Here is a 25,651-nt window from a genome sequence, read left to right as displayed (position 1 = left end):
GAACGCCTGCAAGTTCAGAACACAGGATGCTTATCGTGACCGAAGCTTTTATTGTCGTTCAAACCGCCGAGCAAGCCGTGGATCGGCTTGCCGCCCTGCATGAGCGGGCCACCACGGCGCTGAGCCAGGCGCTCAAGCGTTATCTCAAGGACCGGGTCGAGCCGGATGCCGAGCAACGAGCACTGTTTCGCTACCCTGAGTTGCGCCTGACCTACCACTGCCACGGCGAAGTCCCACAGACCACAAGGGCCTATGCCAAGGTCCAGTTGCCGGGCACCTACAGTGTCACCGTGACCCATCCTGCAGCCTTCCGTAATTATCTGCTCGAACAATTGGTGCCGTTGATGCACGACTTCACCGTGACGGTGGAAGTGGGCGTCAGTGAGCAGAACATTCCTTATCCCTATGTCGTGGAGCAGGGCGACGAGCTGGCAGGTTCCGGCGTGACCGCTGCGGCGCTGGCGCGGGTGTTCCCGAGTACCGACCTGTCGGCCGCCACCGATGGCATCGCCGATGGCCTCTACGATTGGGAAAATACCCATCCGCTGCCCCTGGCGCTGTTCGATGCCGCGCGAGTGGATTTCTCCCTGCGGCGCCTGGTGCACTACACCGGTAGCGACTGGCGTCATGTGCAGCCGTGGATCCTGCTGACCAACTATCACCGCTATGTGGACCAGTTCATCGTTCATGGCCTGGAGCAGTTGCGCAGCGATCCGCGCTTTGTGCGCATGGTCCTGCCGGGCAACGTGATCATCGAGAAAAGCATGGATCACGGCGAGGCCTCGGCCATCGCCGCCGGTGTGGTCTGGCACCGCTACCAGATGCCGGCCTACCACTTGCAGGCCAGCGATGGCCACGGTGTGACCCTGGTGAATATCGGTGTCGGCCCGTCCAACGCCAAGAACATCACCGACCACCTGGCGGTGCTGCGTCCGCATTGCTGGCTGATGATCGGCCACTGCGGCGGCCTGCGGCAGTCCCAGACCATTGGCGACTACGTGCTGGCCCACGCTTATATGCGGCGCGACGGCATTCTCGACCGCGTGGTGCCGCCGAACATTCCGATTCCGGCCCTGGCCGAAGTCCAGCTGGCGTTGCAGCAGGCGGCGGCCAATGTCACCGGGGAAAAGGGCGAACAACTGAAGAAACGCCTGCGCACCGGCACCGTGCTGACTTACGACGACCGCAACTGGGAGTTGCGTTGGGCCGAAGAACGTCCGCTGATCAACCTGTCCCGGGCCGTGGCGGTGGACATGGAAAGCGGCACCATCGCCGCCCAGGGGTATCGCCTGCGGGTGCCGTACGGCACCTTGCTGTGTGTCTCGGACAAGCCATTGCACAGTGAAATCAAGTTGCCGGGCGCGGCCAACGCCTTTTATGAGCGTGCGGTCAGCCAGCATCTGAAGATCGGTATCGAAGCGGTGGACCTGATGCGCAGCGAGCTCAACTCCCTGCACTCGCGCAAACTGCGCAGCTTCGACGAGCCGCCTTTCCGCTAAGCGTTTAAGCCATGGTCATTTGGCGGTCAGGCCACTAGCATTGTCGGTCCTGATCGCTGAATGTTCCTGCTCCCATGTCCCGTCCGCCCCGTCCCGCTTCCCGCCGCCCTGGCGCCAAGCCGTTTTCCTCCTCTCCCGCCAAGCGTGTGGCCAAGGCCGCGCCGGTCGAGCCGAAGCTGATCCTGTTCAACAAGCCTTTCGATGTGCTGACCCAGTTCAGCGATGGCGAGGGGCGGGCCACGCTCAAGGACTTCATTGCGGTCCCCGGGGTCTACCCGGCCGGGCGCCTGGATCGCGACAGTGAAGGGTTGCTGCTGTTGACCAATGACGGGCAGTTGCAGGCGCGCATCGCCGATCCCAAGCACAAGCTGGCCAAGACCTATTGGGTGCAGGTCGAGGGCGAGCCCAGTGCCGAGCAGTTGCAGCACTTGCGCGAGGGTGTGCAGTTGAATGACGGCATGACCCTGCCGGCCGAGGCGCGCCAGCTCGAAGAACCGACGCTATGGCCGCGCAACCCGCCGGTGCGCTTTCGCAAGAGCGTGCCCACCAGTTGGCTGGAGCTGGTGATACGCGAGGGGCGCAACCGCCAGGTAAGGCGCATGACCGCTGCGGTGGGGCTACCGACCTTGCGCCTGGTGCGGGTCAGGATCGGCGACTGGACCCTGGAGGGCCTGGAGCAGGGCCAGTGGAAAGAGGTGGCTGCGCGCTTATAAGGCGCCGGACTCGATCAGGCCGATCACCACGCTCTTGATGATGAATGCTGCAACGCCCAGGCCCAGCACGAAGAACAGGATGAACGAGCCGAAGCGCCCGGCCTTGGACTTCTTGGCCAGGTCCCAGACGATGAAACCCATGAAAATGATCAGGATGCTGACCAGGCCGGTCATCATCCACTCTTCGAATACTGCTGGGTCCATCACTCATCTCCAGTGCAGGCAGGGCAAAAAATGCCGGGCGAGTATACGCCAACGCCCGCGGCCCAAGCATTGATCTGCATGCGTTATGTCGCCACAGCGGGGGCCGGGATTCAGTTGCGCAGGTGGGTCAGCGGCAGTTCGGTGCTGTTGAGCACCTGATTGAGCACGAAGCTCGAACGCACGCTGGTCACGCCCTCGATACGGGTCAGATGGCCGAGCAGCAGCTTCTGGTAATGGTCCATGTCCGGTACCACCACCTTGAGCTGGTAGTCGGCATCGACCCCGGTCACCAGGCTGCACTCCAGCACCTGGGGCAGGCTGCGGATCGCGGCTTCGAAATTCTCGAAGCGTTCCGGCGTGTGCCGGTCCATGCCGATCAGGACATACGCGGTCAGGCTCAGACCGAGCATCTTGCGGTCCAGCAGGGCGACCTGGCGGGAAATGTAGCCATCGTCCTCCAGCTGCTTGACCCGGCGCGAGCAAGGGGAGGGCGACAGGCCGATGCGCTCGGCCAGTTCCTGGTTGGAGATACGGGCGTCGCGTTGCAACTCCGCCAAAATGCTCAGGTCGTAGCGGTCGAGTTTGCTCATCAATCAGGCCTTTGTCGTAACTATTGCGTTGAATTATCTATCTTGAGTTAAAAATTGCGCAAGTGGTGTTTTTACAAGCAATCTTCGCAATCCTCTGTCTTCGCTGCGCGCCTATTCTTATCACCAGAATCACTGCCCGGACATAGAGTCCACTGCGGCCCGCCGAATCAGGCCTGCCGCGGCCGCCAATCCCACAGGGTTGAGCCGGCCCCCGGGCTACACACTGTCCAGAAGACGGAGTGAGGTGAGCCGGCGTCAAAAGCGCCGAGCACGGACAAAATCTCAAAGGGCGGCCGACGGGCCGCCCTTTTTTATTGCCTGCGAAATAAGTCTCGTGACTGATAACCTGATGCAGAACCGCCCAGGGCTTTTTCAGTCTTATGTACAGGCCCCCCCTATCCGCAGTGAGGAATAGCATGAAGTCGCGCATCTGGCGTATGGCAGGTGTTGGTGTGTTGTGCCTGAGCGTCAACGCTCAGTTGCTCGCCGATGAGCGAGACGAGAATCGGCCGCCTGCGCAGCATGGCGTTCCCGGGGGCGAGCAGCGAGAGCATCAAGGCCAGGGCCGCCCGGAAAATGCCCCGCCGCGGCCCGCCAATGTTCCCAACCGTCCACCACCCAGTGCGCAGCCACAGCGGCCGCAGAATGAAATCATTCGCGGCGATAACAGCCGTCAGTTCGAGCACAACGGCCAGAACCCGGGAGGGCAGTGGCAGAACCGGCCTCAGCACGATCCCAATCAGCAGGTTCGCCCGGCCCCTGTGCCACAACCCCAGGTGCAGCAGCCAAACAACCTGCCGATCCAGGGCCGCCCCGACACCGTGCGCCAGACCCAGGAGCCACAGCGTGGCTACTATCAGGACATTCCCCGGCGCAACGACTACAACCAGCATTGGCAGGCTGGCGGCCCGGGCTCTCGGCCAGGTGGCGGCCATCCCAACGACTACCGCTGGCCGGGCCGCCCTGATGGCCATGGCAATGGCTGGGGCCCCGGGCCGCAGTACCGCCCCGGGTATGTGATCGACCGCTTCCCCGGGCGCAATGACCGGGTCGCCTATCGCGGCCAGGATTACTTTTTTTCCGGTGGTTACTGGTACCGCCCGCAAGGCCCGCGCTATGTGGTGGTGCGCCCGCCCTATGGCATTCGCGTGACGTACCTGCCCGACTATGCGCGGGAAGTCTGGATCGGCAGCGCGCTGTTCTTTCTGGCGGCAGGGGCTTACTACACCTACGAAGCCAACACCCAGCAGTACGTGGTGGTCGAGCCACCTGCCGGCGTGCCGGTTGCGGACCCGCAGCAGAGCGGCAATGGCTATGACGTGCTGGCCTACCCGGTCAACGGCCAGTCGCCGCAGCAGATCGACCAGGACCGTTACGACTGCTATCGCTGGGCGGTGCAGCAGAGCGGCTTCGATCCTGCGAGTGTGACCTATCAGCCGGCCCCGCAAGTGGTCCAGGCTTACCGCCAGGCCCAGGGCAACTGCTTGAGCTCACGGGGCTATCAGGTGACCTACTGAGCCCTGGCTGCCTCCACCACTTCCTGCGGGTCGGCGTGCACCAGCACTTCGGCCCGTGGATAGGCCTTCTGGATGGCATCGGCGGCCTGGTCGCTGATGCCATGGGCCACCGAAAGGGTCAGTTCCCCGGGTAATTCCAGGTGCAGTTGGACGAACCAGTGGCTGCCGGAAATCCGTGTGCGCAGGTCATGGGCCCCCAGTACTCCCGGCACACTGCACGCCAGCTCCAGCATGTGCTGGCTGACGTCCGGTGGCAGCTCCTGGTCCATCAGCACCGAGAAGCTCTCCCGGGCGATCTGGATCGCGCTCCAGAGAATGTAGACGGCAATCCCCAGGCCGAACCAGGCGTCCACCTGATGCAGGCCGAACGCCGCGAGCACCAGGGCCAGCAGGATGCTGCCGTTGAGCATCAGGTCGGAGCGGTAGTGCAGGGAGTCGGCGCGCACTGCATTGGAGCCGGTCGCCCGGATCACCCGGTGCTGCAGGAGCAGCAGGGCGATGGTCAGCGCCAGCGACAGGACGATCACCCCGATGCTCAGCCAGGGCGCGCCTACCGGTTCCGGATGTTGCAGGCGTTGCGCCGCCTGGAAGGCAATCAGAACTGCGCTGCCGGCGATGAACAATGCCTGGGCCATGCCCGCCAGGGACTCGGCCTTGCCGTGGCCATAGCGGTGGTCGTCGTCTGCCGGGCGCAGGGCGTAATGCACTGCCAGCAGGTTGAGCAGCGAGGTGAAACCGTCCAGCACCGAGTCGGTGAGCCCGGCGAGCATGCTCACCGAGCCGCTGAGCCACCAGGCGACAGCCTTGGTCACGATCAGTATGCCCGCCACGGTGACCGAGGCGCGGGTGGCCAGGCGCAGGAGGCGGGCGTGTTCCGAGTTGGCGGTCATCGACGGCGGGTTCCTGGGTAAAAGTGATCAGGCAGCAGGTTGCAGGCCGTACAGCGCCAGTTGCTGCACGCTGCCCTTGTGCTGGATCAGGCGTGGGTCATCCAGGGGGAAACTGCCCCCCAGTTCGCTTTCCAGGATGGCCTGCAGCTTGCGGTTGTCGACTTTACCGTCGGCGCCGATGGCCTGTTGCAGTTTTTCCGGCGCGATCTGCGCGGTCTTGCCCGGCTCCAGGTAGATGGCCCCGGTGGCGAAGTCGACGCCGAAGGCGATCAGCCCTGGGATCACGTAGAACAGCAGGCCAACGGCATCCAGCACAGCCACCAGGGGATCGATCTTGCCGTCGATCTGGCCGCGCCGGTCGGGGAAGAAGATCGAGCCGCAGGCGGTGAGTTGGGTCAGCAGGGTGGCCACCAGAACGCCGCCGATGACACGGTGGGAAATACGCATGGAAATCTCCTAGCAAGCACGAAAGCAACGAGGGATGAAGCGGGGTGTTGAGTCTTGTCGATCAGCACTCAGACCATGATTAACCCCAGGCAGTTCGCCGTTATACTCGCGCCTCTGTTTTGGAGCCAGCATGAATTCTTTGCCAATTGATGAAGTTTTGCCTGCACTGCGTACCGCCCTGGCGACACGCCATGAAGCGGTGCTCGAAGCCCCGCCCGGTGCCGGCAAGACGACCCGCGTGCCCCTGGCGCTCCTGGACCAGGACTGGCTGGCCGGACAGACCATCCTCATGCTCGAACCCCGGCGCCTGGCCGCCCGGGCCGCCGCCGAGCGCCTGGCCAGCGAGCTGGGAGAGAAAGTCGGCGAGACCGTGGGTTATCGCATCCGCCTGGACAGCAAGGTCGGCCCGCGTACCCGCATCGAGGTGGTCACCGAAGGCATCCTCACCCGGCGCCTGCAGGATGACCCGGCCCTGGAAGGCGTCGGCCTGCTGATCTTCGATGAATTCCACGAACGCAGCCTGGACGCCGATCTGGCGCTGGCCCTGAGCCTCAATGGCCGCGAGCTGTTTCGTGACGAGCAACCACTGAAGATCCTGCTGATGTCGGCGACGCTGGAAGGCGAGCGCCTGTCGACCCTGCTCGGCGATGCGCCGATCCTGCGCAGTGAAGGGCGCATGTACCCGGTGACCCAGCGCTGGGGCCGACCCTTCCAGCCCGGTGAATTCATCGAGCCAAGGGTGGTGCAGACCGTGCTCGAGGCCCTCAACGATGAAAGCGGCAGCCTGCTGGTGTTCCTCCCCGGCCAGGCGGAGATCCGCCGGGTGCACCAGCAGTTGGCCGAAGCCCTGGGTGAGCGCAGTGAGATCCTGCTCTGCCCGTTGCATGGCGAGCTGGACCTGGCAGCCCAGCGCGCAGCCATCGACCCGGCGCCGTCGGGCAAGCGCAAAGTGGTGCTGGCCACCAACATTGCCGAAACCAGCCTGACCATCAATGGCGTGCGGGTGGTGGTGGATGCCGGGCTGGCGCGGGTGCCGCGTTTCGATCCCGGCAGCGGCATGACCCGCCTCGATACCCAGCGTATCTCCCGGGCCAGCGCCACCCAGCGCGCCGGGCGTGCCGGGCGTCTGGAGCCCGGCGTGTGCTACCGCTTGTGGTCGGCCGATCAACAGGAGCAACTGGCCGCCTATGCCAGTGCGGAAATCCTCCAGGCGGACCTGGCCGGATTGGCCCTGCAACTGGCGCGCTGGGGCGTGACGCCAAATCAACTGGTATGGCTGGACGCTCCCCCCAGTGCCGCTTATGCCCAGGCCCAGGACTTGCTGGTGCGCCTGGGGGCGTTGAATGACGATGGCAGCCTGACCCGCCACGGCCAGGCCATGGCCGAGTTGCCGGCTCACCCGCGCATCGCCCATCTGCTGCTGCGCGGCCAGTCCCTGGGGTTGGCGCCGATGGCTTGCGATGTCGCGGCGCTGCTGGGGGAACGGGATATCCTGCGCGGCGCCGGCGCCGACCTGCACAGCCGCCTGGTGCTGCTTGGCGGGGAAGAGCGTGCCGCTCGCGGAGCCCAGGGCGGGGTGCAGCGTGCCCGACAACTGGCGCGCCAGTACCGGGGCTATCTGCGCGGGCAGCCCGAGGCTGCGGTGGCCGACCCCGAGCACCCGCGCTGGCTCGGCGCCCTGTTGGCCCTGGCCTATCCCGATCGGGTGGCCCAGCAGCGGCGCCCCGGCGGTGCCGAATACCGCCTGGCCAACGGTCGCGCGGCGCTGTTCAGCGAAACTGACAGCCTGATGAAGCAACCCTGGCTGGTGATCGCCGACCTGGGCAGCCGCCAGGGGCAGCGCGAGGAGCGCATCTACCTGGCGGCGGATTTCGATCCGGTGTTGTTCGATTCGGTACTGGCGGAGCAGGTGCGGCAAGTCGATCAGCTGGATTGGGACGAACGCGAAGGCGTGTTGCGGGCCGAACGCCAGCGCAAGGTCGGTGAACTGGTGCTCAGTCGCGAACCGCTAAGCGGGCTGGATGAGTCCGCCCGCACTCAGGCCCTGGTCAATCTGGTCCGGCGCAAAGGCCTGGAGCTGCTGCCCTGGACCCCGGAGCTGCGCCAGTGGCAGGCCCGGGTAGCGTTGCTGCGCCAGCTGGACCTGGAGGCCACGGGCGCCAGCCAATGGCCGGATGTCAGTGACGGGGCCTTGCTCAAGGGGCTGGAGCAGTGGTTGCAGCCCTACCTGGGCAAGGTCTCGCGGCTCAGCCACTTCGCCAACCTGGAACTGGCCGGAATTATCCACAACCTGCTGCCCTGGCCACTGCCTCAGCGCCTGGATGAGCTGGCCCCCCATCACCTGACGGTGCCTTCCGGGTCGTCGATTCGCCTGGACTACAGCGAGCATCCACCCATCCTGGCGGTACGCCTGCAGGAGCTGTTCGGCCTGGCGCAAACACCGCGCATTGCCGGCGGCCGCCAGGTGGTCAAGTTGCACCTGCTGTCTCCGGCACGACGTCCGGTACAGGTCACCCAGGATCTGGCGAACTTCTGGCGCAGCACCTACGCCGAGGTGAAAAAGGACCTCAAGGGCCGTTACCCCAAGCACTACTGGCCGGATGACCCGCTGATCGCCGAAGCCACGGCGCGGGTCAAACCGCGCAAATAACCCGAACTCCCGTGCTGCCCTGTAGCCGCTGCCGAGCGTGCGAGGCTGCGCCCGGGGGCGCAGCCCCCGCAAAACGGACGCCGCGGTGTGTCAGACGGAATCTGGGCCAAGCCGTTGCGAGCGCTACACGCTCGATCGCCGCCTCGGCAGCGGCTACAGGTGATGGGTGCCGCTCTGGGGTTTATTGCGCCGGCAAGAGGAAGCGGGCCAGCACCGGCAGGTGGTCGGAGATGCGCAAGGTGTCGTCCTGGCGCACCCGGGATTCGACTCGCTTGAGCCGCGGGCTGTAGAACAGGTAGTCCACCGTGCGATCCGGGCCGTCGAGGCTCGGGTCGTTGGGGTAGTGGGTCAGCCAATGTGCGCGGTCGACGCCGCTGGCCTGGGTGTTGCTGGGGATCATCGGGTATTTGTCCCACAGCAGGTGCAGCGGGCTGTCGGCACTGTAGGGCGCCCGTTGCACGTCGCTCAGTCGCTGGTACTGGCCCAGGGGCAACAGGTTGAAATCCCCGCCAATCAGCCAGGGCGTGCCGCGGCCTTCGAGTTTATCCAGGACTTTGCCAATGGCTGCGACCTGCCTTGATTGCGTCTGGCCAGGTGTGCGAGCACGTTCCAGATGGGTATTGAGCACCGCCACCTGGCCGCCGTCGTTCAGGGGCAGGTAGCTCAGCAGCAGGGCCTCCCTGGGCTGGAACTGCCGGCCGATGAAGCCGTGTTCGGCTGTGGGCAGTTGCAGGCGTTCGGCGTGATCGATGCGATAGCGGCTGAGGGTGGCCAGTTGTCGGCCGACACTGCCGAAAATATGCGGCGATGGTACGAAATCGGCTTTCCAGTCGTAAGCCTGGGTGCTGCAGGGGTAGAGATCGGTAAGGCGTTCCTGCAGGAGTTTGAGCTGGTCCTGGTAGGCGCTGGCCTTGGCACCGTTGTCCACTTCCTGCAGCAGCACCAGGTCCGGTTGTTCGTCGCGGATCACGCGAGCCACTTCGTCGAGGCTGAAGGCCATGTCCTCCAGGGTCGGCTGCTCGTCCTCGCCCTGTGCCTGGTCGTTCCAGAACACATAGCGCTTGCCCGCCAGGTACTGCAGGTTCCAGGTCATCACTTTCAGGGCCTGGCCCGGCACCAGCGGCGCGGCCTGGGCGCTGCAACTGACAGCGAGGCTTTCCTTGGCTTCCGGGCGCCAGGTCAGGCTGTAGACCAGCCCGGCCAGCACCAGACCGATCAACAACAGGCTCAACAGGGTGATGCGAAGTAGACGGATCATCGGCTCGGCTTATGGCGTTGCAGGATGGCCCCGGAGCATAACCGAGAGCACGGCCGTCACCCAAGGGGCAGAGCGGCCGAGGGAGGATTCAGCGCTTGTCCGGCTGCTCGCTGATCAGCATGAACAGGCGGAACAGCACCACGCTGGTGAACAGCTGCAGAAAGCTGTAGGCGCTGTCGATAGCCAGGGACAGCAGCGGGTTCAGCGGTTCGGAATAGGCCGCTTCACTGGCACCCTTGAGCAGCCACAGCGGGGTCATTACCGCCAGGATGCACACCAGGATCCGCAGGAAGTGCCCACGGCTGAGGCGGAAACTTTCACTGATGGCCGCCAGCGGCGCCATGCCCTTGAGCACCAGCAGGTACTCGGCGAAAGCCAGTACCACCATCAGCCACAGCCCCGGCAGGAAATACAGCGACAACCCCAGCAGGATCAGCAGGGTGCTGACCGCCGTCAGCAGGGCAAAACGCGGCCACAGGGCCAGGGCCATGGCCAGCAGGTCCCGGGTACGTGGCGACTCGCCCCGGGTGCGGGCGTCGAGAAACAGGATCAGCGCACCGGTGTACAACGGATACACCAGAAGGCCCACCACCACGCTGTAGCCCGGGAAGGTGTCGGGGCCCAGGGCGCTGTTGACCCCTTGTTGCAGCAAGGCTTCGAGAATCACCAGCGGCAGGCACAGCTGGGCGATCTGCCCGAGGTTGCGCTGGAAGAAATACAGAGAGTCACGCAGTACATCTAACGGATTCATTCGATGAGATCGCAGTTGAAGAAGCGGTTGCACACTTTAACCGATGCAGGCCCCGCCCGAGCAAACGTAAACCTTGGGTAAAGACCATTGAAAGTCGTCGCACCAGCCCCATAACTGGTGCGTACCACCGCTCTGTCCGAGCGGCGGACCAGATTTCTACCGGCAATCTAAAGAGGTCGCCATGAACAACCAAGAGCAAACCCTGATCGATGGACTGTTTTCACGGTTGCAGCAAGCCGAAACGGATTCAGCCCCGCGCGACGCCCAGGCAGAGGCGCGGATCAAGGAGCATCTGACCCGCCAGCCTGCGGCCGGGTATTTCATGACCCAGGCGATCCTGGTGCAGGAGGCCGCACTCAAGAGCCTCAACGAGCAGAACCAGCAGCTGACCCAGCAAGTCCAGCAATTGCAGGCTGACCTGCAACAGGCCCGGGCCCAGGCCAGTGCTCCGGCACCGGCGGCCGGTGGCGGTTTCCTGTCGAGCATCTTCGGCGGTTCCCGCGAGCCACAGCCGGCACCGAGCCAGAGTGCACCGCCACCGTCGTCCGGTGGTGGCTGGCGTGAACCGGCGCGTTCTTCCTTTGGCGCCCCCGCGCAACAGAACTTCGGCGCGCCGCAGCAGAATTACGCCGCACCGCCACAGAACTATGCACCGCAGCAGGCACCGGCGGCGGGTAGCAGTTTCCTGGGCGGCGCCTTGAAAACTGCCGCCGGCGTTGCGGGCGGGGTCATGCTGGCCCAGGGCATCAGCAGCCTGTTCCACAACAACCAGCAGCCCCAGGAAATCGTCGAAGTCATCAAGGAAGAACCGGCGCCGGCCAGCGACAACAGCGGCTGGGGCAATGACGACCAGCGCCTGGCCAACAACGACTCCTGGGGCAACAACGACCAGGGTGGCTTCAGCAACGCCGACTACGACAACGACGACAGCTCGTTCTTCTCCGACGACGACTCCTTCGTCTGACCTGCGTCGGTCCGGGGCAGACACCTGCCCCGGACCGATTATTCGCGGAACAATCCCTGCGACTGGCATACTGGGCGACTTTTCGGGGCCTGAGGCCCGATCCAGCCCTTGCGCTGCTGCGCCATGAGGATTAGCGGTGAAGAAAATCGCTGTGTTCGCCGATGTCCAGAACCTCTACTACACCGTTCGTCAGGCCTATGGTTGCCACTTCAACTATGCGGCGCTGTGGGCGGATATCAGCAAGCAAGGGCAGATAGTCGAAGCCTATGCCTATGCCATCGACCGTGGTGACAGCAAGCAACAGCAGTTCCAGCAGATCCTGCGCAACCTGGGCTTCACGGTAAAACTCAAGCCCTACATCCAGCGCAGCGACGGCTCGGCCAAGGGCGACTGGGACGTGGGCATCACCATCGACATCATGGACGCTGCGGCCCATGTCGACGAAGTGGTGCTGGCTTCCGGCGACGGTGATTTCGACCTGCTGCTGGAGCGCATCATCCACAAGCACGGGGTCAGCGCGGTGGCCTATGGCGTGCCGGGGCTGACCGCCAATTCGCTGATTCGCGCGGCTACGCGCTATGTGCCGATCGAAGGCGCCTTGCTGCTTAAAAGCTGATCAATTTTCATACGGAGCAGGACAGGTTTGGAACGCATTGCCGTCATCGACTTTGAAACCACCGGGATCTCCCCGAGCAGCAGTTGCCGGGCCACGGAAATAGCCGTGGTGATCCTTGAGCAGGGGCGCATCGTCGAGCGTTACCAGAGCCTGATGAACGCCGGCGTGCGGGTGCCGGCGTTTATTGAGCAACTGACCGGCATCAGCAATGCCATGTTGCGCAGCGCACCCCCGGCAGAGCAGGTGATGAACGAGGTCAACGAGTTCGTCGGCATCACGCCGTTGCTGGCGCACAACGCGGCCTTCGACCAGAAGTTCTGGGATTTCGAGCTGGGCCGGATCAAGCGCACCCGCCTGCAGAACTTCGCCTGTTCGCTGCTGCTGGCCCGGCGCCTGATGCCGGCGGCTCCTAATCACAAGCTGGGCACCCTGACTTCATTCGCCGGCCTGCCGCACACCGGCCAGGCTCACCGGGCCATGGCCGATGCGGAAATGGCAGCCAACCTGGTGGCCCACCTGGCCGGCGAACTGAGGCACAAGCATGGCCTGCGCGAGCTGTCCCATGACTTCCTGTGCAAACTGCAGAAGGTTCCCGCGGCCAAAGTCCCCGAACACCTCAAGCGCCACCGCGGGTTCTGAGTCCCGAGGTTCATTTGCTTTCCAGTTGCCCCAGGGGCACGCGCCGTTCAATGGCACTGGAGAGCACGATGGAGGTCTTGCTGAAACCGAACTGGGCCACGCGGTTGATCAACTCCTCCAGCTCCGGCATCGATCCCACTGCGGCCTGCATGATCACGCAAGGGTCGCCGGTGACCCGGTGGCACTCGGTGAGCTGGGGAATCTTGATCAGTTCGTCATAGGCCTTCTGGTTGCCGTGCTGGGCCAGGCGCAGTTCGATCACGCACTGGATCGGCAAGCCGACCTTGGCCATGTCGACTTTGGCCTGGTAGCCGGTGATCACTCCGCTGGCCTCCAGCTTGGCCACGCGTTCGGCCACCGCCGGTGCCGAGAGATTCACCTTGCGTGCCAGCTCGGCGTAACTCGCCCGGCCATTTTCCAGCAGGCTGGCCAGGAGCATGCGGTCGTACTTGTCCATGGAAGGCTCTCGATCTATCCAGCTTTCGAAAGCACGGTATATAGCCCTTATCTCCATCTTTTGGAAAGTGTACGGGCGTTATAAACAGGTTTTGTAACTTAAGTTCCCTGGGCCGAGTTTCTAGAATAGACCTCCCCCTGTCTGCCTCAGAGCCGCCTCCCATGCCTGGCCAAAGCCGTTTTCCGCTGCCGTTGATAGCCGCCTTTTTTGCCCTCTATGTAATCTGGGGCTCGACGTACCTGGTGATTCGCATCGGTGTCGAATACTGGCCGCCACTGATGCTCGGCGGCATTCGCTTCATCATCGCCGGTAGCCTGATGTACGCCTTTCTGCGCTGGCGCGGGGTGCCGGCGCCGACCTGGGCGCAATGGAAGGCCGCAGGGATCATCGGTGTGCTGCTGTTGAGCTGTGGCAATGGCGCGGTAACGCTGGCCGAACACTCCGGGGTGACCTCCGGCGTCGCGGCGCTGGCGGTGGCCACGGTGCCTTTGTTCACCTTGCTCTGCGGGTATTTCTGGGGTGCACGCAACACGCGCCTGGAGTGGGCCGGGATCGTCCTCGGGATGATTGGCATCGGCATGCTCAACCTGGGGTCCAACCTGCAGTCGAGCCCGATGGGCGCCGCCTTGCTGCTGTTCGCTGCGGCGGCCTGGGCTTTCGGCTCGGTGTGGAGCAAGCATCTGCCGCTGCCCCAGGGCGCCATGGCCAGTGCCGCGGAAATGCTTGTCGGTGGCGTGGTGCTGATGATCGGCAGTGCCCTGAGCGGTGAACATCTGGACACCATGCCTGCGATGGAAGGCTGGCTGGCCCTGGCCTACCTGGCCGGTTTCGGTTCGATCATCGCCTTCAACGCCTACATGTACCTGCTCAAGCACGTGCGCCCAGCCGCGGCCACCAGCTACGCCTATGTCAACCCGGCGGTGGCGGTGCTGCTGGGCATCGTCTTCGTCGGCGAAACCATTGGCATCGAGGAGGCCATGGCCATGCTGGTGATCATCAGTGCCGTAGTGCTGATCGGCCTGCCCCAATGGCGCAAGCCCAAGGCCGCGGCCCAGGAAGAGGCGGCCTGATCACTGTCCCGGTGGCAGGCCGGCCAGGCTCCGTTGGAGAAAGTCGCCGATGACCTGGCTCGCTTGCTGGTGAATCGCTTCGCGGCTGCGCTGGCCGCCGTCCCGGCAGATGATTTCATCCTCGGGGTTCTCTTCCCGGAGCAGGGCCGTGGCGCCTGGCTTGCAGATTTGCATGAAGCTGAAATGGCTGGCATCGGCGATCACCAGCAGGCTGGAGGTGGCCGACGGCAGGTGGGTTTCCAGGTAGCCCGACTCCTGCTCCACCGGCATGCTGGCAATATCGACTCCTGCTCCCAGGATCAGGGTTGGCGTCTGCACCGCTGACAAGCTTTGCGGGGTGAACCCACGGACCAGCCCCGGGTCCAGGGAGACGACCGCCTTGACTCGCGGGTCCCGCAGGTCGGTGCCCAGAGAGCCCTGGTTTTGCGGTGCAATCCCCAGTTCCGGAGCCAGCCCGCACAGACGCGGGTTGGGATGCAGCCGACATTCCTCAAGGAAGCGTTGCGGGCTATAGCGGGCGCCGGCCAATGCGGTGACCGTCCAGCCGCCCAGCGAATGGCCGATGGCGGCGATGCGCTGTGGGTCGACCGCGCCTGCCAGGGACTGGTCTGCGCTCAGTGCGTCTATGACCCGGCTCAGATCCCGGGGACGCTGCCAAAGCTTCGCCGCTTCTTCCGGACGCTGGTCGAAACTCGTGGTGCCCGGGTGGTCAGGGGCGGCGACCACATAACCCTGGCCGACCAGCGAAGTGACCAGCCAGCTGAGGTTGCGCCAGTTGCCGCGATAGCCGTGTGACAGGACCACCAAGGGATGGGCCGCAGGGGCAGGAGAGGCATCCTTGATGGTGGGCAGGCCCTGGAAGACCGGGTTCTCTGCCGATACCAGAAGCGGGCTGGCGGTTTCGGTGGGGTACCAGAGGGCGACATGCAGGGGGCGCTGTTTGCTTGCATCGGGCAGGGTTATTTCACGAAAACCGACGAGCTCGGCGGCGCAGGCCAGGGGCAGGAACAGGAAGAGTGAAAGGCCCGCTAGCATCCGTGCGGACAGGGCAGTCTTGGGCATTGAAGAACTCCATGGGCAAAACGTCAGTGGCCTGCCAATGGGCGCGCTGGGTGGAATCGAGCGGCGATCGAGGGCAGTGGGTGGGCGACGACCGGGGCAGTCGCCGCCCACCCTTTTAACCCACATTGCCGGGAAAGGGTGACCCAATTGTGCAGCTGGCGGTCACCCACTTCGCATCAGTTACAGGTTCCGGCGTCGAGCCAGACCTTACCGGAACCATCTGGCCCGGTGAACGCCGGGTTGCCCGGCTCATTGCCCTTGACCCACCAGCGAGCGATGTAAAAGCGCCCGTTATGGCTGACTCGGTCCTTCGCCACATAGGTGCCCTGGGCCGACCATGGGCCCTGGCAAGCGGTACTTTCTGCCTTGACCGTCACGCTGTGCTCGCGAGTCACGCTGTGATGGCCGTTGCCCAGGCTCAGGGTGATGCGGTAGGTGACGTCTTGTGCTGTTTTGGGGGCGGCGAACTTCATCGAGGTCCCGGCCGCCTGGAAGTCCACGCTCGGGTTCACATTCCAGCGGTAATTCAGCGGCAGGCCAGCAGGGTCGCTGGAACCTTTGGCGTCGAGCACCACCGTTGCTCCGGCTTTGGCCTGGCCCGGGCCGTCGATGCTGGCCAGTGGCGGCTTGACCGCCGGCTGTTCGCCTTCGCTGGCGCACGGACCCAGGTCACGCCAGACCTTGCCGGAGCCATCGGGCCCGGTGAAGGCCGGGGTGCCCGGTTCACTGCCCTGGGTCCACCAGCGCGCTTCGTATTGACGGCCTTTCCACTGCACCTGGTCCTTGGCTACATAGGTACCGCGAACCTGCCACTGGGGCTTGCAGCTGCCGCTGCCGGCCTTGCCCTTGATCAGCATTTCGTGGGTCTTGAGGGTGCTCTGCTTGCCGTTGCTCAGGCTCAGGGTGAAACGGTAGCGGGTGTCTTCAGCCAATTCTGGAGCGGTGAAGGCAATACGCGGACCGTCGTAGGTAAAGTCCAGCTTGGGCGAGGCTTCCCAGGCAAAGCTCAGGGCCGCGCCTTGTGGGTCGCTGGAGGCGGACGCATCCAGCACGATCTGTTCACCTGCATTGGCTTCAGTCTTGCCGCGGATCACGGCCACTGGCGGGGTGCCGGCATCCACAGGTTTGAGCGAGGTCACCTTGACCTGGTTGTCGGCGCTGAACTCACCGTCTGCCAGCAAGCTCCAGGGGCCATTGAAGCTGTGGCTGGAGTACACCTGGTAGCCCTTGATATTACCCGTCTGGCCCTGGCGTGGCAGGTAGCGCAACTGAGAGAAACTGTTATTGCTGCCCATGTCGATCACGATCTGGTGGGGATAACGGGCGTCGGCGGCCGAACTCCAGTAGGAGTTGGGGTTGTCATCGAGCACGTTCGAGCCCGAGGTGGTGCCGGATGCCACGCTGCTGGTTGAGTGGACACGCCAGCTGTTTCGAGGAAGGGGCTCGCCTTTGGCGCTGGCCAGCATCAGTTCGGCGATGCTGGCGTTGTTCTTGCCGTCCACCGAAGAGGTCGCCACGAGCTTCAGGTAGGTGCCTTGGGCCGTTTCCCGGGTGTGGCCGTAAGCGTTGCCTTGCAGGATCAGGTCTTCAGCCGCCATACCTTCGGTCCTGATAGCCAGGTACCAGCGGCCCGGTTTTGGATCCTTGGCCCCGAGACCGACTATCTGGCTGAGGGCCGAGCGGTAGTCGTAGCTGGTGGTGGTTGGTTGAGCGCCATACTTGAGCGACAACTGGACCTGGCCGCCCTTGTTGGTACTGGTGCCGGGCACCACGGTGAAGGCCAGGCGCTGGGTGCCTGCCGGTACATCCAGTGGGAAGTAGCGGGTCTGGCCTTTGGCCTGGTTGATCCGTTCTTCGAGAATCGTGATCAGGTTTTCACTGTCCAGCGGCACGACTGAGGGGGCGTAGGCGGAAATTTTCGCAGCGTTCTCGCGCCAGACCCGGGCCATGTTCGCCGTTCGAGCATCGCCCAGGGGCACGCCGAGGTGGTCCTTGAGGTCCGGGTTGGAGAAGTAGCCGACGTGGTTGCCGCAGAGGATGGTGCCGACCCGACCGTTGTTGTGGCCGAAGCGGTAGTTGTCGTTGCCGTCGTTGCAGTGGCTGCCGCCGATGTTGTGCGCCAGTTCGTGGCGGAAGGCGGCCGAGGCGCTGATGGCGTTGACCGAGTAGCGGCCGTTCACGTAGGCCCAGCCGGCGGCGGTGTCCACCCCGGGTGTGCCAACGGTGAATGCGGCGACCAGGTCCGGGCTGTATTTGCGCATGCCATCGGCGAACAGGTTTTTGACATCGGCCAGCACCGGGGTGGTGATCGGGTAGTCGTTGGTTATCACCTGGGTGCCGGCCAGGCGCACACGCACATTCTTGATCTGCGAGTTTTCCACGGCACGGTTGACCGAGGCGACCTGGGCCAGGGCGTAGGCCTCATGGTCACCGATGTAGTTGGCGGCTTTCTGGGTGAAGCCTGCCAGCAGATCGATGACGATCTCGCCCTGGGCGTTGCGGTGGGTCAGGTAGCTGCGCTGACCGCTCTGGGTCTCGATCAGGTTGGGTACGTCGTTGCCTTCGTTGGGCACGGAGTCGATATTGCGCGGGTCGAAGGAGTGCTGGTTGTTGAGGCGAATCAGCGACTGTTCGCCACTGGCGTTGCCGCGAATCATCAGATTACTGTCAGGCATCAGGGCGATGAAGCTGCCGTCGCCACGGGCGGCGACAAACATTTCCTGTGCGGCGCTCTGGGAGCGGTTGTTGCTTTGCAGCGTGCCTACCATGACCTTGAGGCCCTTGAAACTGTTGTTCCGGTCCGGAATGAGGCTGCGCAGGCGCATGCCGATTTCCTGCTGCAGACGTTCGGTTCCCGCGTCGGCGATGTTGCGCTGGGCCGGATTGGCCATCAGCGCCTGGATATTGATGAAGGGGCCGTCGGCCGCGCTTTCGGCGCGTGGCAGGGCCGCATCGGCAGGTTCATCGGCGGCCTGTACCAGGCCCGTCATGGGTAGCAATACGACAGTTCCCAGGCTGGCCACACAAAGGCGGGTGGCACGGGACAGGGTGTTCAATCTGAAGGTCGGCATAACCATTCCTGGATATACACAGCGCGGCGCAAACCTGGCGAACAGGATCGTGAAAGCGTCCGCGCTGATGATGTGGATGAGGAGTTGTGCCGGCGGCGGGCATCATAGGCAGCGGCGCTGGTGCCGTATATTCGAAGCCTGGCTTTTAGTACCTGTCCTAGGGAACTTGCCCGTACGAAGGGCAAGAGCACTGTTGTGCCAGGGGCGTTTGCCGTGTGTCGGGTGCTGCCGGCGGAGGGTGCAGAAGGGCCGGCGAGTTGGCCAGAACGGCCGGGGAGACAGCGTGGTTGCAATAAAAAACGCCGGGCAATGCCCGGCGCGGTGGCTTCAGCCTGAACGGGTCACTCGAACCCGCTCAGCAGGACGAGGGCGAATAACGCTGCCGCCAGGGCCAGGGAAAACAGCAGGCTGATTCCCGCCACTCGCCATAGCGAGAAGAAGCGCCCGTTACCGGCCTTGTGCTCTATCACCTGGGGGCCGAACAGTTGGCGTGCGTAGGCGTTCATCCCGTAGATCGGCGGCAGGATGAACACCACCGCAGGGATACTTTCCGGAAGAAAAAAGCCTGCCACGCTCATGGCAATGAAAAGGCCGATGCCCATGGCCCAGACTTTGTTCACTTCGCTCTCGCGGCCCATGGCCTTGAGGTTCTGGCTGATGAAATAGGCGCCGGCCACGGAGGTGCCGATGAAGGTGCTCAGGCCAATGGCCGCCACGCTGTAGAGGCACAGGCTCTGATCGGTTGGCTTGCTGGCCAGTAGTTCGGCGGCAGGGGCCTGGAAGGGGTTTTGGTTGTCCATGCGCGGTGAGGCTCCTTGGGAAGGGCAAAGGGGCGGTTGAGTGCCAGCTCGGGTGTTGCGCTGCCCTTGTGCGCGACCCGTGGCAAACAGTGGGGCGAGCATACACTCACCGGGGCGGGCTTGGCAGGCCTGGGGCGGCCCGGGAGCGAGCCCCTGAATTAGGGTAAACTGCCGCCCATTGCGTCCCTGTGCTGACTTTTTCCTACGGTACCCCCATGACATTCGCCACTCTTGGCCTGATCGAACCCCTGCTGCGCGCCCTCGAAACCCTCGGCTACCAGACCCCGACCCCGGTGCAGGCGCAAGCCATTCCGGCAGTGCTGGGCGGGCGTGACCTGATGGCCGCGGCCCAGACCGGCACCGGCAAGACCGCCGGTTTCGCTCTGCCGCTGTTGCAGTTGCTGACCCTGGAAGGGCCGAAAGTCGATAGCAACTCGGTACGCGCGCTGATCCTGGTGCCGACCCGGGAACTGGCCGAGCAGGTCCACGAAAGCGTGCGCCAGTACGCCGAACACCTGCCGCTGCGCACCTATGCGGTGTACGGCGGGGTCAGCATCAACCCGCAAATGATGAAGCTGCGCAAAGGCGTGGACCTGCTGGTGGCGACTCCGGGGCGTCTGCTGGACCTGTTCCGTCAGAATGCGGTGAAGTTCAGCCAGTTGCAGACCCTGGTGCTGGATGAGGCCGACCGCATGCTCGACCTGGGGTTCTCCGAAGAGCTCAAGAGCATCTACGCGGCCCTGCCGAAGAAACGCCAGACCCTGTTGTTCTCCGCCACCTTCTCCGACGCCATCCGCCAGCTGGCCGGGCAGATGCTCAACGATCCGCTGAGCATCGAGGTCAGCCCGCGCAACGTGGCCGCCAATACGGTCAAGCAATGGGTGGTGCCGGTGGACAAGAAGCGCAAGCCGGAGCTGTTCAGCCACCTGCTGCGCAAGAACCGCTGGAAGCAGGTGCTGGTGTTCGCCAAGACCCGTAACGGTGTGGATGCGCTGGTGGAGAAACTCCAGGGCCAGGGCGTGAACGCCGACGGTATCCATGGCGACAAGCCACAGGCCACGCGTCAGCGCGCCCTGGACCGGTTCAAGGCCAGTGAGATCCAGATCCTGGTGGCCACCGATGTGGCGGCCCGCGGTCTGGACATCGAAGACCTGCCCCTGGTGGTCAACTTCGACCTGCCGATCGTGGCCGAGGACTACATCCACCGCATCGGGCGTACCGGCCGTGCCGGTTCCACCGGCGAGGCGATTTCCCTGGTGTGCGCCGACGAGGTGAACCTGCTCTCGGCGATCGAGATGCTCACCCGCCAGACCCTCAAGCGCCATGAGGAACAGGATTTCGAACCCGAGCACCGGGTGCCGGAAACCGACGCCAGCGGCCAGGTGGTGAAAAAGCCGAAGAAGCCCAAGAAGCCGAAAACCTCCGGCGGTGGCGGCAAGCGCAACCTGGGCAAGTGGGTGGACAGCGGCGAAGTGGCCGAAGCTCCGGTGGTGAAACCGGTGCGCAAGGTGCCGGCTTTCAACACCGGGCCGCGCAAGCGCAAACCTTGATCTGACATCGCGCCGGGCCCTTCGCCGGCAAGCCGGCTCCTACCCTTGCGTAGGTGCCGACTTGCCGGCGAAGCTGTTTATGGCTGGCGCCGCAACCACTTCAGCATACCCAGCCCCGCCTGGCGCCCGCTGGCAAAGCAGGCGGTCAGCAGGTAGCCGCCGGTCGGCGCTTCCCAGTCGAGCATTTCCCCTGCGCAAAACACTCCAGGCAACTGCCGAAGCATCAGGTCGTCGTCCAGGGCTTCAAACATTACGCCGCCAGCGCTGCTGATGGCTTCGTCCAGTGGGCGAGGCTTGATCAGCGTCAGGGGCAGGGCCTTGATGGCTGCCGCCAGGAGCGCCGGGTCATTGAAGGCCGGGGCGGGTGTCAGTTCTCGCAGCAACGCCGCCTTCACCCCCTCGATCCCCAACTGGCTCTGCAAGTGCTTGGCCATGGACCGCGAGCCGCGTGGCTTGGAAAGGGCGGCCTGGACCTTGTCCTGGGGCTTGTTCGGTAGCAGGTCGATATGGATCGTCGCCTGCCCGTGCCGGTTGATGGATTCGCGAATCGACGCCGACAAGGCATAGATCAGGCTGCCCTCGATGCCGCTGGCGGTGATCACGCATTCACCCAGCCGTGGTGCGTCGTCATCAAGGCCGATGGCCACGTTCTTCAGCGGCGCGCCGGCGAATTTGCTGCGCAGCAGTTCGCTCCAGGCGTTGACCTCAAAACCGCAGTTGCTCGGTTGCAAGGGCGCAAGCTGCACACCGCGCTGTTCCAGCAGGGGCAGCCAAGCCCCGTCGGAACCCAGTCGTGCCCAACTGCCGCCGCCCAATGCCAGCAGGACCCCATCCGCCCGTACCGCACTTTCACCCTCGGCATGCCGGATGCGCAGGCTGCCGTCGGCATTCCAGCCCAGCCAGCGGTGCCGAGTGTGGATAACGACTCCGGCATCGCGCAGGCGCTTGAGCCAGGCGCGCAGCAGCGGCGCAGCCTTCATGTCGGTAGGAAACACCCGGCCGGAGCTGCCGACAAACGTCTGGATACCCAGCTCATGAATCCACTGGCACAGCGCCTCGGCGCCAAATTCCCGCAGCAACGGGGCGATGTGCGGCGCCCGCTCGGCGTAGCGGGAAAGGAAGGCCGGATAGGCTTCGGAGTGGGTGATGTTCATGCCACCGACCCCAGCCAGGAGGAATTTTCGGCCCACCGATGGCATGCCGTCGTACAGGTCGACCCGAACCCCGGCCTGGCTCAGTACCTCGGCGGCCATCAGGCCGGCGGGGCCACCGCCGATAATCGCGACGTGGTGGGGCGTGGAAGAGTGCGATGCAGTCATGGCAGAGGCGGGGCTGAGGAAATAGGCCGGGCATTCTACCCGAGGTGCAGGGGGCTTGCTGGGTCGATGATGCCTGGTCAAAAACTAGACAGCGGGCTGCGGGCCTTGTGTCCCGTGGGCTGGCTCGACTTTCGCGCAGGTTGTCCACAGGCGGCTCCACAGCGATTGGGGGTAAGCGCTACGGCGTCGCCGGAGGCCTGCTGCGCCCTGATCAAAAAACAGGCACCGCTCTGCAGGCCTTGCAGAGCAAGGGGCCTAGCGTCTTTCGCGCAGGTTATCCACAGGCGGCTCCACAGGGATTGGGGGTAAGACACTCACAACTGTATGACCATCTGATGTCACTGATCAAAAAACAGGCGATGGCCTTGAGGCCCCGTGGGACAAGGGCTGCAGAGGCTTTCTCCCAGCTTATCCACAAGCGGTTCCACAGTGGATGTGGGTAAGGCCTGCGGATGTCAGTAGCACCCTGACGATTCCCAGACCTTCTGGGCACTGTGGTGAAGAATGCCGTGGCGCCGGGCCAGGGCCTGGCGGTCCTTGCTGTAGCCGCCGCCGATCACGCCGACCACCGGGATGTCGCGGCCCAGGCAGTGGCGCATGACCCGTTCGTCGCGTTCGGCCACGCCGGCATCGGTGAGTTTGAGGTAGCCCAGGGCGTCGTCCTGATGCACGTCGACCCCGGCGTCGTACAACACCAGGTCCGGCTGGTACAGGGGCAGCAGGTAGTTGAGCGTGTCGTCCACCACGTTCAGGTAGTCGGCGTCGCCCATGCCCATGGGCAGCGGGATATCCCAGTCGCTCTGGGCCTTGCGCGCGGGGAAGTTCTTTTCACAGTGCAACGAGACGGTCACTGCGTCGGCGGTATGTTGCAGGATCCGCGCGGTGCCATCGCCCTGGTGCACATCGCAGTCGAATATCAGTACCCGGCCCACGCGCCCGCTTTCCAGCAGGTAATGGCTGATCACCGCCAGGTCGTTGAAGATGCAGAACCCCGCCGGGTAGTCATAGTGGGCGTGGTGGGTGCCGCCGGCCAGGTGGCAGGCCAGGCCATGTTCCAGTGCCTGTTCGGCGGCCAGCAAGGAGCCGCCGACGGCACGCACCGTGCGCCGGGCCAAGGCTTCGCTCCAGGGCAGGCCGAGGCGCCGCTGATCTTCCCGGGACAATTCGCCGCTCATGTAGCGTTCGATATAGCCAGGGTCGTGGGCCAGGGCCAGGACATCCGTGGGGCACAGTTGCGGGCGCAGCAAATCGGCGTCCCGGGTCAGGCCACTGTCCACCAGGTGATCGCGCAGCAGGCGGAACTTGTCCATGGGGAAGCGGTGCTCCGCCGGGAACTCGGGGCTGTAGTCGTCGTGATAGATCAATGGCAATGGCATGGCATTTTCTTAGAGGAACCCGTGAAGGATCCTACCAGCGATGTAGACTTGCACCCACGGAAACGGAGGGCACTGATGGAGCCGATACTGCAACTCGAAAGCGCGCGCCTGCTGCTGCGTCAATGGCGCGACGATGATTTGCCGGAATTTGCGGCAATGTGTGCCGATCCACAGGTCATGCGCTACTTTCCCGCGCCCTTGAGTCGTCTGGAAAGTGCCGCGCTGATCGGGCGGATACGCGGGCATTTTGCCGAGCACGGCTTCGGGGTCTGGGCCCTGGAGCGTAAGGACACTGGTGCGTTCATCGGTTTTACCGGACTGGGCGTCGTCGGTTTCGAGGCGTCGTTCACCCCGGCAGTGGAAATCGCCTGGCGCCTGGCTCGCGAGCACTGGGGCCTGGGTTATGCCAGCGAAGCGGCCTGGACAGCCTTGCGTTGCGCTTTCGATCGTCTGTCCCTCGACGAAGTCGTGGCCTTTACCACCCGCAACAACCTGCCGTCGCAGAAGGTGATGCAGGCCATTGGTATGCATCACGCTGCTGCGGACGACTTCGAGCATCCGAACCTCGCTGGCGATCACCCGCTGCGTGAGCATGTGCTGTACCGCATTACCCGCGAACAATGGCTGGAAACCTTGCATGGATAGCAGGCGCGCACGTTTAGAATGTGCCGATGAGATACCTGGCCCCAATTGATATCACTGCCGCAGCCGAGATTGCGCGGTGTTGCCCTGTGTGAGGAGAGTCTGAATGAGTCATGTGCTGGATGATCTGGTCGATCTGTTGACCCTGGAAGCCATTGAAGAAAACCTGTTTCGCGGTCGCAGCCAGGACCTCGGTTTTCGCCAGCTGTTTGGCGGCCAGGTGCTCGGCCAGTCGTTGTCCGCAGCCAGTCAGACAGTCGAGGAGGCACGCCACGTGCACTCCATGCACGGCTATTTCCTGCGTCCGGGGGACGCCGCCTTGCCAGTGGTCTACCAAGTGGATCGGGTCCGTGACGGTGGCAGTTTCAGCACCCGCCGGGTGACGGCGATTCAGAAGGGCAATCCGATCTTCACCTGCAGCGCCTCGTTCCAGTACGACGAACAGGGTTTCGAGCACCAGAACAGCATGCCCCAGGTGGTCGGGCCGGAAAACCTGCCATCGGAGCTGGAGATCACCACCCAGCGCGCCCACCTGATTCCCGAGCACATGCGCGAGAAGCTGCTGTGCCCCAAGCCGATCGAAGTGCGCCCGGTGACCGAGAAGGACCCCTATAACCCGCAGCCCATGGATCCGGTGAAGTACGTCTGGTTCCGCGCCGACGGCGCCCTGGCCGACAGCCCGGCGCTGCACAAGTACCTGCTGGCCTACGCTTCGGATTTCGGCCTGCTGACCACCTCGATGCTGCCCCACGGCAAGTCGGTGTGGCAGAAGGACATGCAGGTCGCCAGCCTCGACCACGCTCTGTGGTTTCACGCCGACCTGCGTGCTGACGACTGGCTGCTGTATGCCATGGACAGCCCCTGGGCCGGAAACTCCCGGGGCTTCTCCCGGGGCAGCGTGTTCAACCGTGCCGGGCAGTTGGTGGCCTCGGTGACTCAGGAAGGGTTGATCCGCCATCGCAAGGATTGGGCATGAGTCTTTCAGAGATAAAACATTGGGTGTTCGACATGGACGGCACCCTGACCATCGCTGTGCATGATTTCGCGGCGATCCGCGAGGCGCTGTCGATTCCTGCCGAGGATGACATCCTCACACACCTGGCGGCCTTGCCGGCGGACGAATCCGCGGCCAAGCATGCCTGGCTGCTGGAACACGAGCGCGACCTGGCCCAGGGTTCGCGCCCGGCGCCGGGTGCGGTGGAACTGGTGCGGGAACTGGCCGGGCGCGGTTATCGCCTGGGCATCCTCACCCGCAATGCGCGGGAGCTGGCCCATGTGACCCTGGAGGCCATCGGCCTGGCGGACTGCTTTGCCGAGGCCGACGTGCTGGGCCGCGACGAAGCACCGCCCAAGCCCCATCCGGGCGGTTTGCTGAAGCTGGCCGAAGCCTGGGATATCTCGCCGTCACGGATGGTCATGGTGGGGGACTACCGCTTCGACCTGGACTGCGGGCGGGCCGCCGGGACCCATACGGTGCTGGTCAACCTGCCGGACAACCCCTGGCCGGAGCTGACCGACTGGCATGCCCGGGATTGTGCGCAGTTGCGCGACCTGCTGTCGGCCTGA

General features: G+C 64.2%; 24 protein-coding genes. 12 read left to right on the top strand and 12 right to left on the bottom strand.

Annotation, left to right across the window (positions count from 1 at the left end):
- The first annotated feature begins 26 nt into the window (after positions 1-26).
- Both amn and KI242_RS27570 read left to right on the top strand, forming a co-directional pair.
- Positions 27-1,499 carry an AMP nucleosidase gene (amn, locus tag KI242_RS27575; RefSeq protein WP_015637154.1) on the top strand — a complete coding sequence of 491 codons (1,473 nt, stop codon included), beginning with the start codon at positions 27-29 and terminating at the stop codon, positions 1,497-1,499.
- A gap of 146 nt (positions 1,500-1,645) precedes the next feature.
- Positions 1,646-2,212, top strand: a complete 567-nt coding sequence (locus tag KI242_RS27570; RefSeq protein ID WP_212806403.1) for a pseudouridine synthase — start codon at positions 1,646-1,648, stop codon at positions 2,210-2,212.
- Here the strand turns inward: KI242_RS27570 and KI242_RS27565 are convergent.
- Together KI242_RS27565 and KI242_RS27560 are read right to left on the bottom strand one after the other, a co-directional pair.
- On the bottom strand, positions 2,207-2,416 hold the full coding sequence (locus KI242_RS27565; protein WP_003228500.1) for a DUF2788 domain-containing protein: 210 nt from the start codon (positions 2,414-2,416) through the stop codon (positions 2,207-2,209). The genes KI242_RS27570 and KI242_RS27565 overlap by 6 nt on opposite strands.
- A gap of 110 nt (positions 2,417-2,526) precedes the next feature.
- On the bottom strand, positions 2,527-3,006 hold the full coding sequence (locus KI242_RS27560) for an Lrp/AsnC family transcriptional regulator (RefSeq protein WP_011063640.1): 480 nt from the start codon (positions 3,004-3,006) through the stop codon (positions 2,527-2,529).
- A 416-nt stretch (positions 3,007-3,422) separates the two neighbouring features.
- Between KI242_RS27560 and KI242_RS27555 the strand changes: the two genes are divergently transcribed.
- On the top strand, positions 3,423-4,523 hold the full coding sequence (locus tag KI242_RS27555; RefSeq protein WP_212805714.1) for a DUF6515 family protein: 1,101 nt from the start codon (positions 3,423-3,425) through the stop codon (positions 4,521-4,523).
- On the opposite strand, the gene KI242_RS27550 is transcribed toward KI242_RS27555, so the two are convergent.
- Positions 4,517-5,413 carry a cation diffusion facilitator family transporter gene (locus KI242_RS27550; RefSeq protein ID WP_077934836.1) on the bottom strand — a complete coding sequence of 299 codons (897 nt, stop codon included), beginning with the start codon at positions 5,411-5,413 and terminating at the stop codon, positions 4,517-4,519. The genes KI242_RS27555 and KI242_RS27550 overlap by 7 nt on opposite strands.
- 27 nt (positions 5,414-5,440) lie before the next feature.
- Complete coding sequence (locus tag KI242_RS27545) at positions 5,441-5,860, bottom strand: hypothetical protein (protein WP_011063637.1); 420 nt, start codon at positions 5,858-5,860, stop codon at positions 5,441-5,443.
- Between the two features lie 130 nt (positions 5,861-5,990).
- Between KI242_RS27545 and hrpB the strand changes: the two genes are divergently transcribed.
- Positions 5,991-8,510 carry an ATP-dependent helicase HrpB gene (gene hrpB / locus KI242_RS27540; protein WP_212805713.1) on the top strand — a complete coding sequence of 840 codons (2,520 nt, stop codon included), beginning with the start codon at positions 5,991-5,993 and terminating at the stop codon, positions 8,508-8,510.
- A gap of 181 nt (positions 8,511-8,691) precedes the next feature.
- On the opposite strand, the gene KI242_RS27535 is transcribed toward hrpB, so the two are convergent.
- Both KI242_RS27535 and KI242_RS27530 read right to left on the bottom strand, forming a co-directional pair.
- Positions 8,692-9,768, bottom strand: a complete 1,077-nt coding sequence (locus KI242_RS27535) for an endonuclease/exonuclease/phosphatase family protein (RefSeq protein WP_015637151.1) — start codon at positions 9,766-9,768, stop codon at positions 8,692-8,694.
- Positions 9,769-9,856: 88 nt separating this feature from the next.
- Positions 9,857-10,519 (bottom strand): YciC family protein, encoded by a 663-nt coding sequence (locus tag KI242_RS27530; protein ID WP_011063634.1) that lies wholly within the window; start codon positions 10,517-10,519, stop codon positions 9,857-9,859.
- A 181-nt stretch (positions 10,520-10,700) separates the two neighbouring features.
- Between KI242_RS27530 and KI242_RS27525 the strand changes: the two genes are divergently transcribed.
- From KI242_RS27525 to KI242_RS27515, 3 genes are all read left to right on the top strand, one after another.
- On the top strand, positions 10,701-11,483 hold the full coding sequence (locus KI242_RS27525; protein ID WP_053154073.1) for a DUF2076 domain-containing protein: 783 nt from the start codon (positions 10,701-10,703) through the stop codon (positions 11,481-11,483).
- 136 nt (positions 11,484-11,619) lie between these two features.
- Positions 11,620-12,099 carry an NYN domain-containing protein gene (locus KI242_RS27520; protein ID WP_011063632.1) on the top strand — a complete coding sequence of 160 codons (480 nt, stop codon included), beginning with the start codon at positions 11,620-11,622 and terminating at the stop codon, positions 12,097-12,099.
- Between the two features lie 27 nt (positions 12,100-12,126).
- The gene (locus KI242_RS27515) at positions 12,127-12,738 is read left to right on the top strand and encodes a 3'-5' exonuclease (RefSeq protein WP_011063631.1); all 612 of its coding nucleotides are present in this window, start codon (positions 12,127-12,129) and stop codon (positions 12,736-12,738) included.
- Positions 12,739-12,748: 10 nt separating this feature from the next.
- Here the strand turns inward: KI242_RS27515 and KI242_RS27510 are convergent, their stop codons facing one another.
- Positions 12,749-13,195, bottom strand: a complete 447-nt coding sequence (locus tag KI242_RS27510; RefSeq protein ID WP_011063630.1) for an Lrp/AsnC family transcriptional regulator — start codon at positions 13,193-13,195, stop codon at positions 12,749-12,751.
- A 161-nt stretch (positions 13,196-13,356) separates the two neighbouring features.
- Between KI242_RS27510 and yedA the strand changes: the two genes are divergently transcribed.
- On the top strand, positions 13,357-14,265 hold the full coding sequence (yedA, locus tag KI242_RS27505; protein WP_212805712.1) for a drug/metabolite exporter YedA: 909 nt from the start codon (positions 13,357-13,359) through the stop codon (positions 14,263-14,265).
- Here the strand turns inward: yedA and KI242_RS27500 are convergent, their stop codons facing one another.
- The 3 genes from KI242_RS27500 to KI242_RS27490 form a co-directional block, all read right to left on the bottom strand.
- The gene (locus KI242_RS27500; protein WP_183001073.1) at positions 14,266-15,327 is read right to left on the bottom strand and encodes an alpha/beta fold hydrolase; all 1,062 of its coding nucleotides are present in this window, start codon (positions 15,325-15,327) and stop codon (positions 14,266-14,268) included. It abuts the gene before it with no gap.
- A gap of 176 nt (positions 15,328-15,503) precedes the next feature.
- Positions 15,504-18,398: a carbohydrate-binding protein gene (locus tag KI242_RS27495; RefSeq protein WP_212805711.1), complete on the bottom strand. Its 2,895-nt coding sequence runs from the start codon at positions 18,396-18,398 to the stop codon at positions 15,504-15,506.
- 341 nt (positions 18,399-18,739) lie between these two features.
- Positions 18,740-19,198 carry a hypothetical protein gene (locus KI242_RS27490; RefSeq protein WP_019093830.1) on the bottom strand — a complete coding sequence of 153 codons (459 nt, stop codon included), beginning with the start codon at positions 19,196-19,198 and terminating at the stop codon, positions 18,740-18,742.
- A 215-nt stretch (positions 19,199-19,413) separates the two neighbouring features.
- Here KI242_RS27490 and KI242_RS27485 point away from each other — a divergent pair, with 215 nt between their 5' ends.
- The gene (locus tag KI242_RS27485) at positions 19,414-20,748 is read left to right on the top strand and encodes a DEAD/DEAH box helicase (RefSeq protein ID WP_161466711.1); all 1,335 of its coding nucleotides are present in this window, start codon (positions 19,414-19,416) and stop codon (positions 20,746-20,748) included.
- Between the two features lie 77 nt (positions 20,749-20,825).
- On the opposite strand, the gene KI242_RS27480 is transcribed toward KI242_RS27485, so the two are convergent.
- Positions 20,826-22,067: a TIGR03862 family flavoprotein gene (locus tag KI242_RS27480; protein WP_212805710.1), complete on the bottom strand. Its 1,242-nt coding sequence runs from the start codon at positions 22,065-22,067 to the stop codon at positions 20,826-20,828.
- 455 nt (positions 22,068-22,522) lie between these two features.
- Entirely contained in the window at positions 22,523-23,443 is a 921-nt protein-coding gene (locus KI242_RS27475) for a histone deacetylase (protein ID WP_015637143.1), read from the bottom strand.
- 75 nt (positions 23,444-23,518) lie between these two features.
- Between KI242_RS27475 and KI242_RS27470 the strand changes: the two genes are divergently transcribed.
- The 3 genes from KI242_RS27470 to KI242_RS27460 all read left to right on the top strand — a co-directional run bounded on the left by KI242_RS27470 (position 23,519) and on the right by KI242_RS27460 (position 25,651).
- Positions 23,519-24,088, top strand: coding sequence for a GNAT family N-acetyltransferase (locus tag KI242_RS27470; protein ID WP_015637142.1), 570 nt, complete (start codon positions 23,519-23,521; stop codon positions 24,086-24,088).
- 103 nt (positions 24,089-24,191) lie between these two features.
- Positions 24,192-25,061, top strand: a complete 870-nt coding sequence (gene tesB / locus KI242_RS27465; RefSeq protein ID WP_011063621.1) for an acyl-CoA thioesterase II — start codon at positions 24,192-24,194, stop codon at positions 25,059-25,061.
- Positions 25,058-25,651, top strand: a complete 594-nt coding sequence (locus tag KI242_RS27460) for an HAD family hydrolase (protein WP_019093834.1) — start codon at positions 25,058-25,060, stop codon at positions 25,649-25,651. Before tesB ends, KI242_RS27460 begins: the two co-directional genes overlap by 4 nt.

This window comes from Pseudomonas sp. Eqa60 (genome assembly GCF_018326405.1).
GTDB classification, from domain to species: domain Bacteria; phylum Pseudomonadota; class Gammaproteobacteria; order Pseudomonadales; family Pseudomonadaceae; genus Aquipseudomonas; species Aquipseudomonas protegens.
Note: the sequence above shows the minus strand (reverse complement) of the source record. Positions and strands in the feature narration are given on the sequence as shown.

Bases quoted from the DNA above. Each gene is read 5' to 3' on its own strand.
- amn (WP_015637154.1), top strand. From the start codon at position 27: ATGCTTATCGTGACCGAAGCTTTTATTGTCGTTCAAACCGCCGAGCAA.
- KI242_RS27565 (WP_003228500.1), bottom strand. From the start codon at position 2,416: ATGGACCCAGCAGTATTCGAAGAGTGGATGATGACCGGCCTGGTCAGC.
- KI242_RS27560 (WP_011063640.1), bottom strand. From the start codon at position 3,006: ATGAGCAAACTCGACCGCTACGACCTGAGCATTTTGGCGGAGTTGCAA.
- KI242_RS27555 (WP_212805714.1), top strand. From the start codon at position 3,423: ATGAAGTCGCGCATCTGGCGTATGGCAGGTGTTGGTGTGTTGTGCCTG.
- KI242_RS27550 (WP_077934836.1), bottom strand. From the start codon at position 5,413: ATGACCGCCAACTCGGAACACGCCCGCCTCCTGCGCCTGGCCACCCGC.
- KI242_RS27545 (WP_011063637.1), bottom strand. From the start codon at position 5,860: ATGCGTATTTCCCACCGTGTCATCGGCGGCGTTCTGGTGGCCACCCTG.
- hrpB (WP_212805713.1), top strand. From the start codon at position 5,991: ATGAATTCTTTGCCAATTGATGAAGTTTTGCCTGCACTGCGTACCGCC.
- KI242_RS27535 (WP_015637151.1), bottom strand. From the start codon at position 9,768: ATGATCCGTCTACTTCGCATCACCCTGTTGAGCCTGTTGTTGATCGGT.
- KI242_RS27530 (WP_011063634.1), bottom strand. From the start codon at position 10,519: ATGAATCCGTTAGATGTACTGCGTGACTCTCTGTATTTCTTCCAGCGC.
- KI242_RS27525 (WP_053154073.1), top strand. From the start codon at position 10,701: ATGAACAACCAAGAGCAAACCCTGATCGATGGACTGTTTTCACGGTTG.
- KI242_RS27510 (WP_011063630.1), bottom strand. From the start codon at position 13,195: ATGGACAAGTACGACCGCATGCTCCTGGCCAGCCTGCTGGAAAATGGC.
- yedA (WP_212805712.1), top strand. From the start codon at position 13,357: ATGCCTGGCCAAAGCCGTTTTCCGCTGCCGTTGATAGCCGCCTTTTTT.
- KI242_RS27500 (WP_183001073.1), bottom strand. From the start codon at position 15,327: ATGCCCAAGACTGCCCTGTCCGCACGGATGCTAGCGGGCCTTTCACTC.
- KI242_RS27495 (WP_212805711.1), bottom strand. From the start codon at position 18,398: ATGCCGACCTTCAGATTGAACACCCTGTCCCGTGCCACCCGCCTTTGT.
- KI242_RS27490 (WP_019093830.1), bottom strand. From the start codon at position 19,198: ATGGACAACCAAAACCCCTTCCAGGCCCCTGCCGCCGAACTACTGGCC.
- KI242_RS27485 (WP_161466711.1), top strand. From the start codon at position 19,414: ATGACATTCGCCACTCTTGGCCTGATCGAACCCCTGCTGCGCGCCCTC.
- KI242_RS27480 (WP_212805710.1), bottom strand. From the start codon at position 22,067: ATGACTGCATCGCACTCTTCCACGCCCCACCACGTCGCGATTATCGGC.
- KI242_RS27475 (WP_015637143.1), bottom strand. From the start codon at position 23,443: ATGCCATTGCCATTGATCTATCACGACGACTACAGCCCCGAGTTCCCG.
- KI242_RS27470 (WP_015637142.1), top strand. From the start codon at position 23,519: ATGGAGCCGATACTGCAACTCGAAAGCGCGCGCCTGCTGCTGCGTCAA.
- tesB (WP_011063621.1), top strand. From the start codon at position 24,192: ATGAGTCATGTGCTGGATGATCTGGTCGATCTGTTGACCCTGGAAGCC.
- KI242_RS27460 (WP_019093834.1), top strand. From the start codon at position 25,058: ATGAGTCTTTCAGAGATAAAACATTGGGTGTTCGACATGGACGGCACC.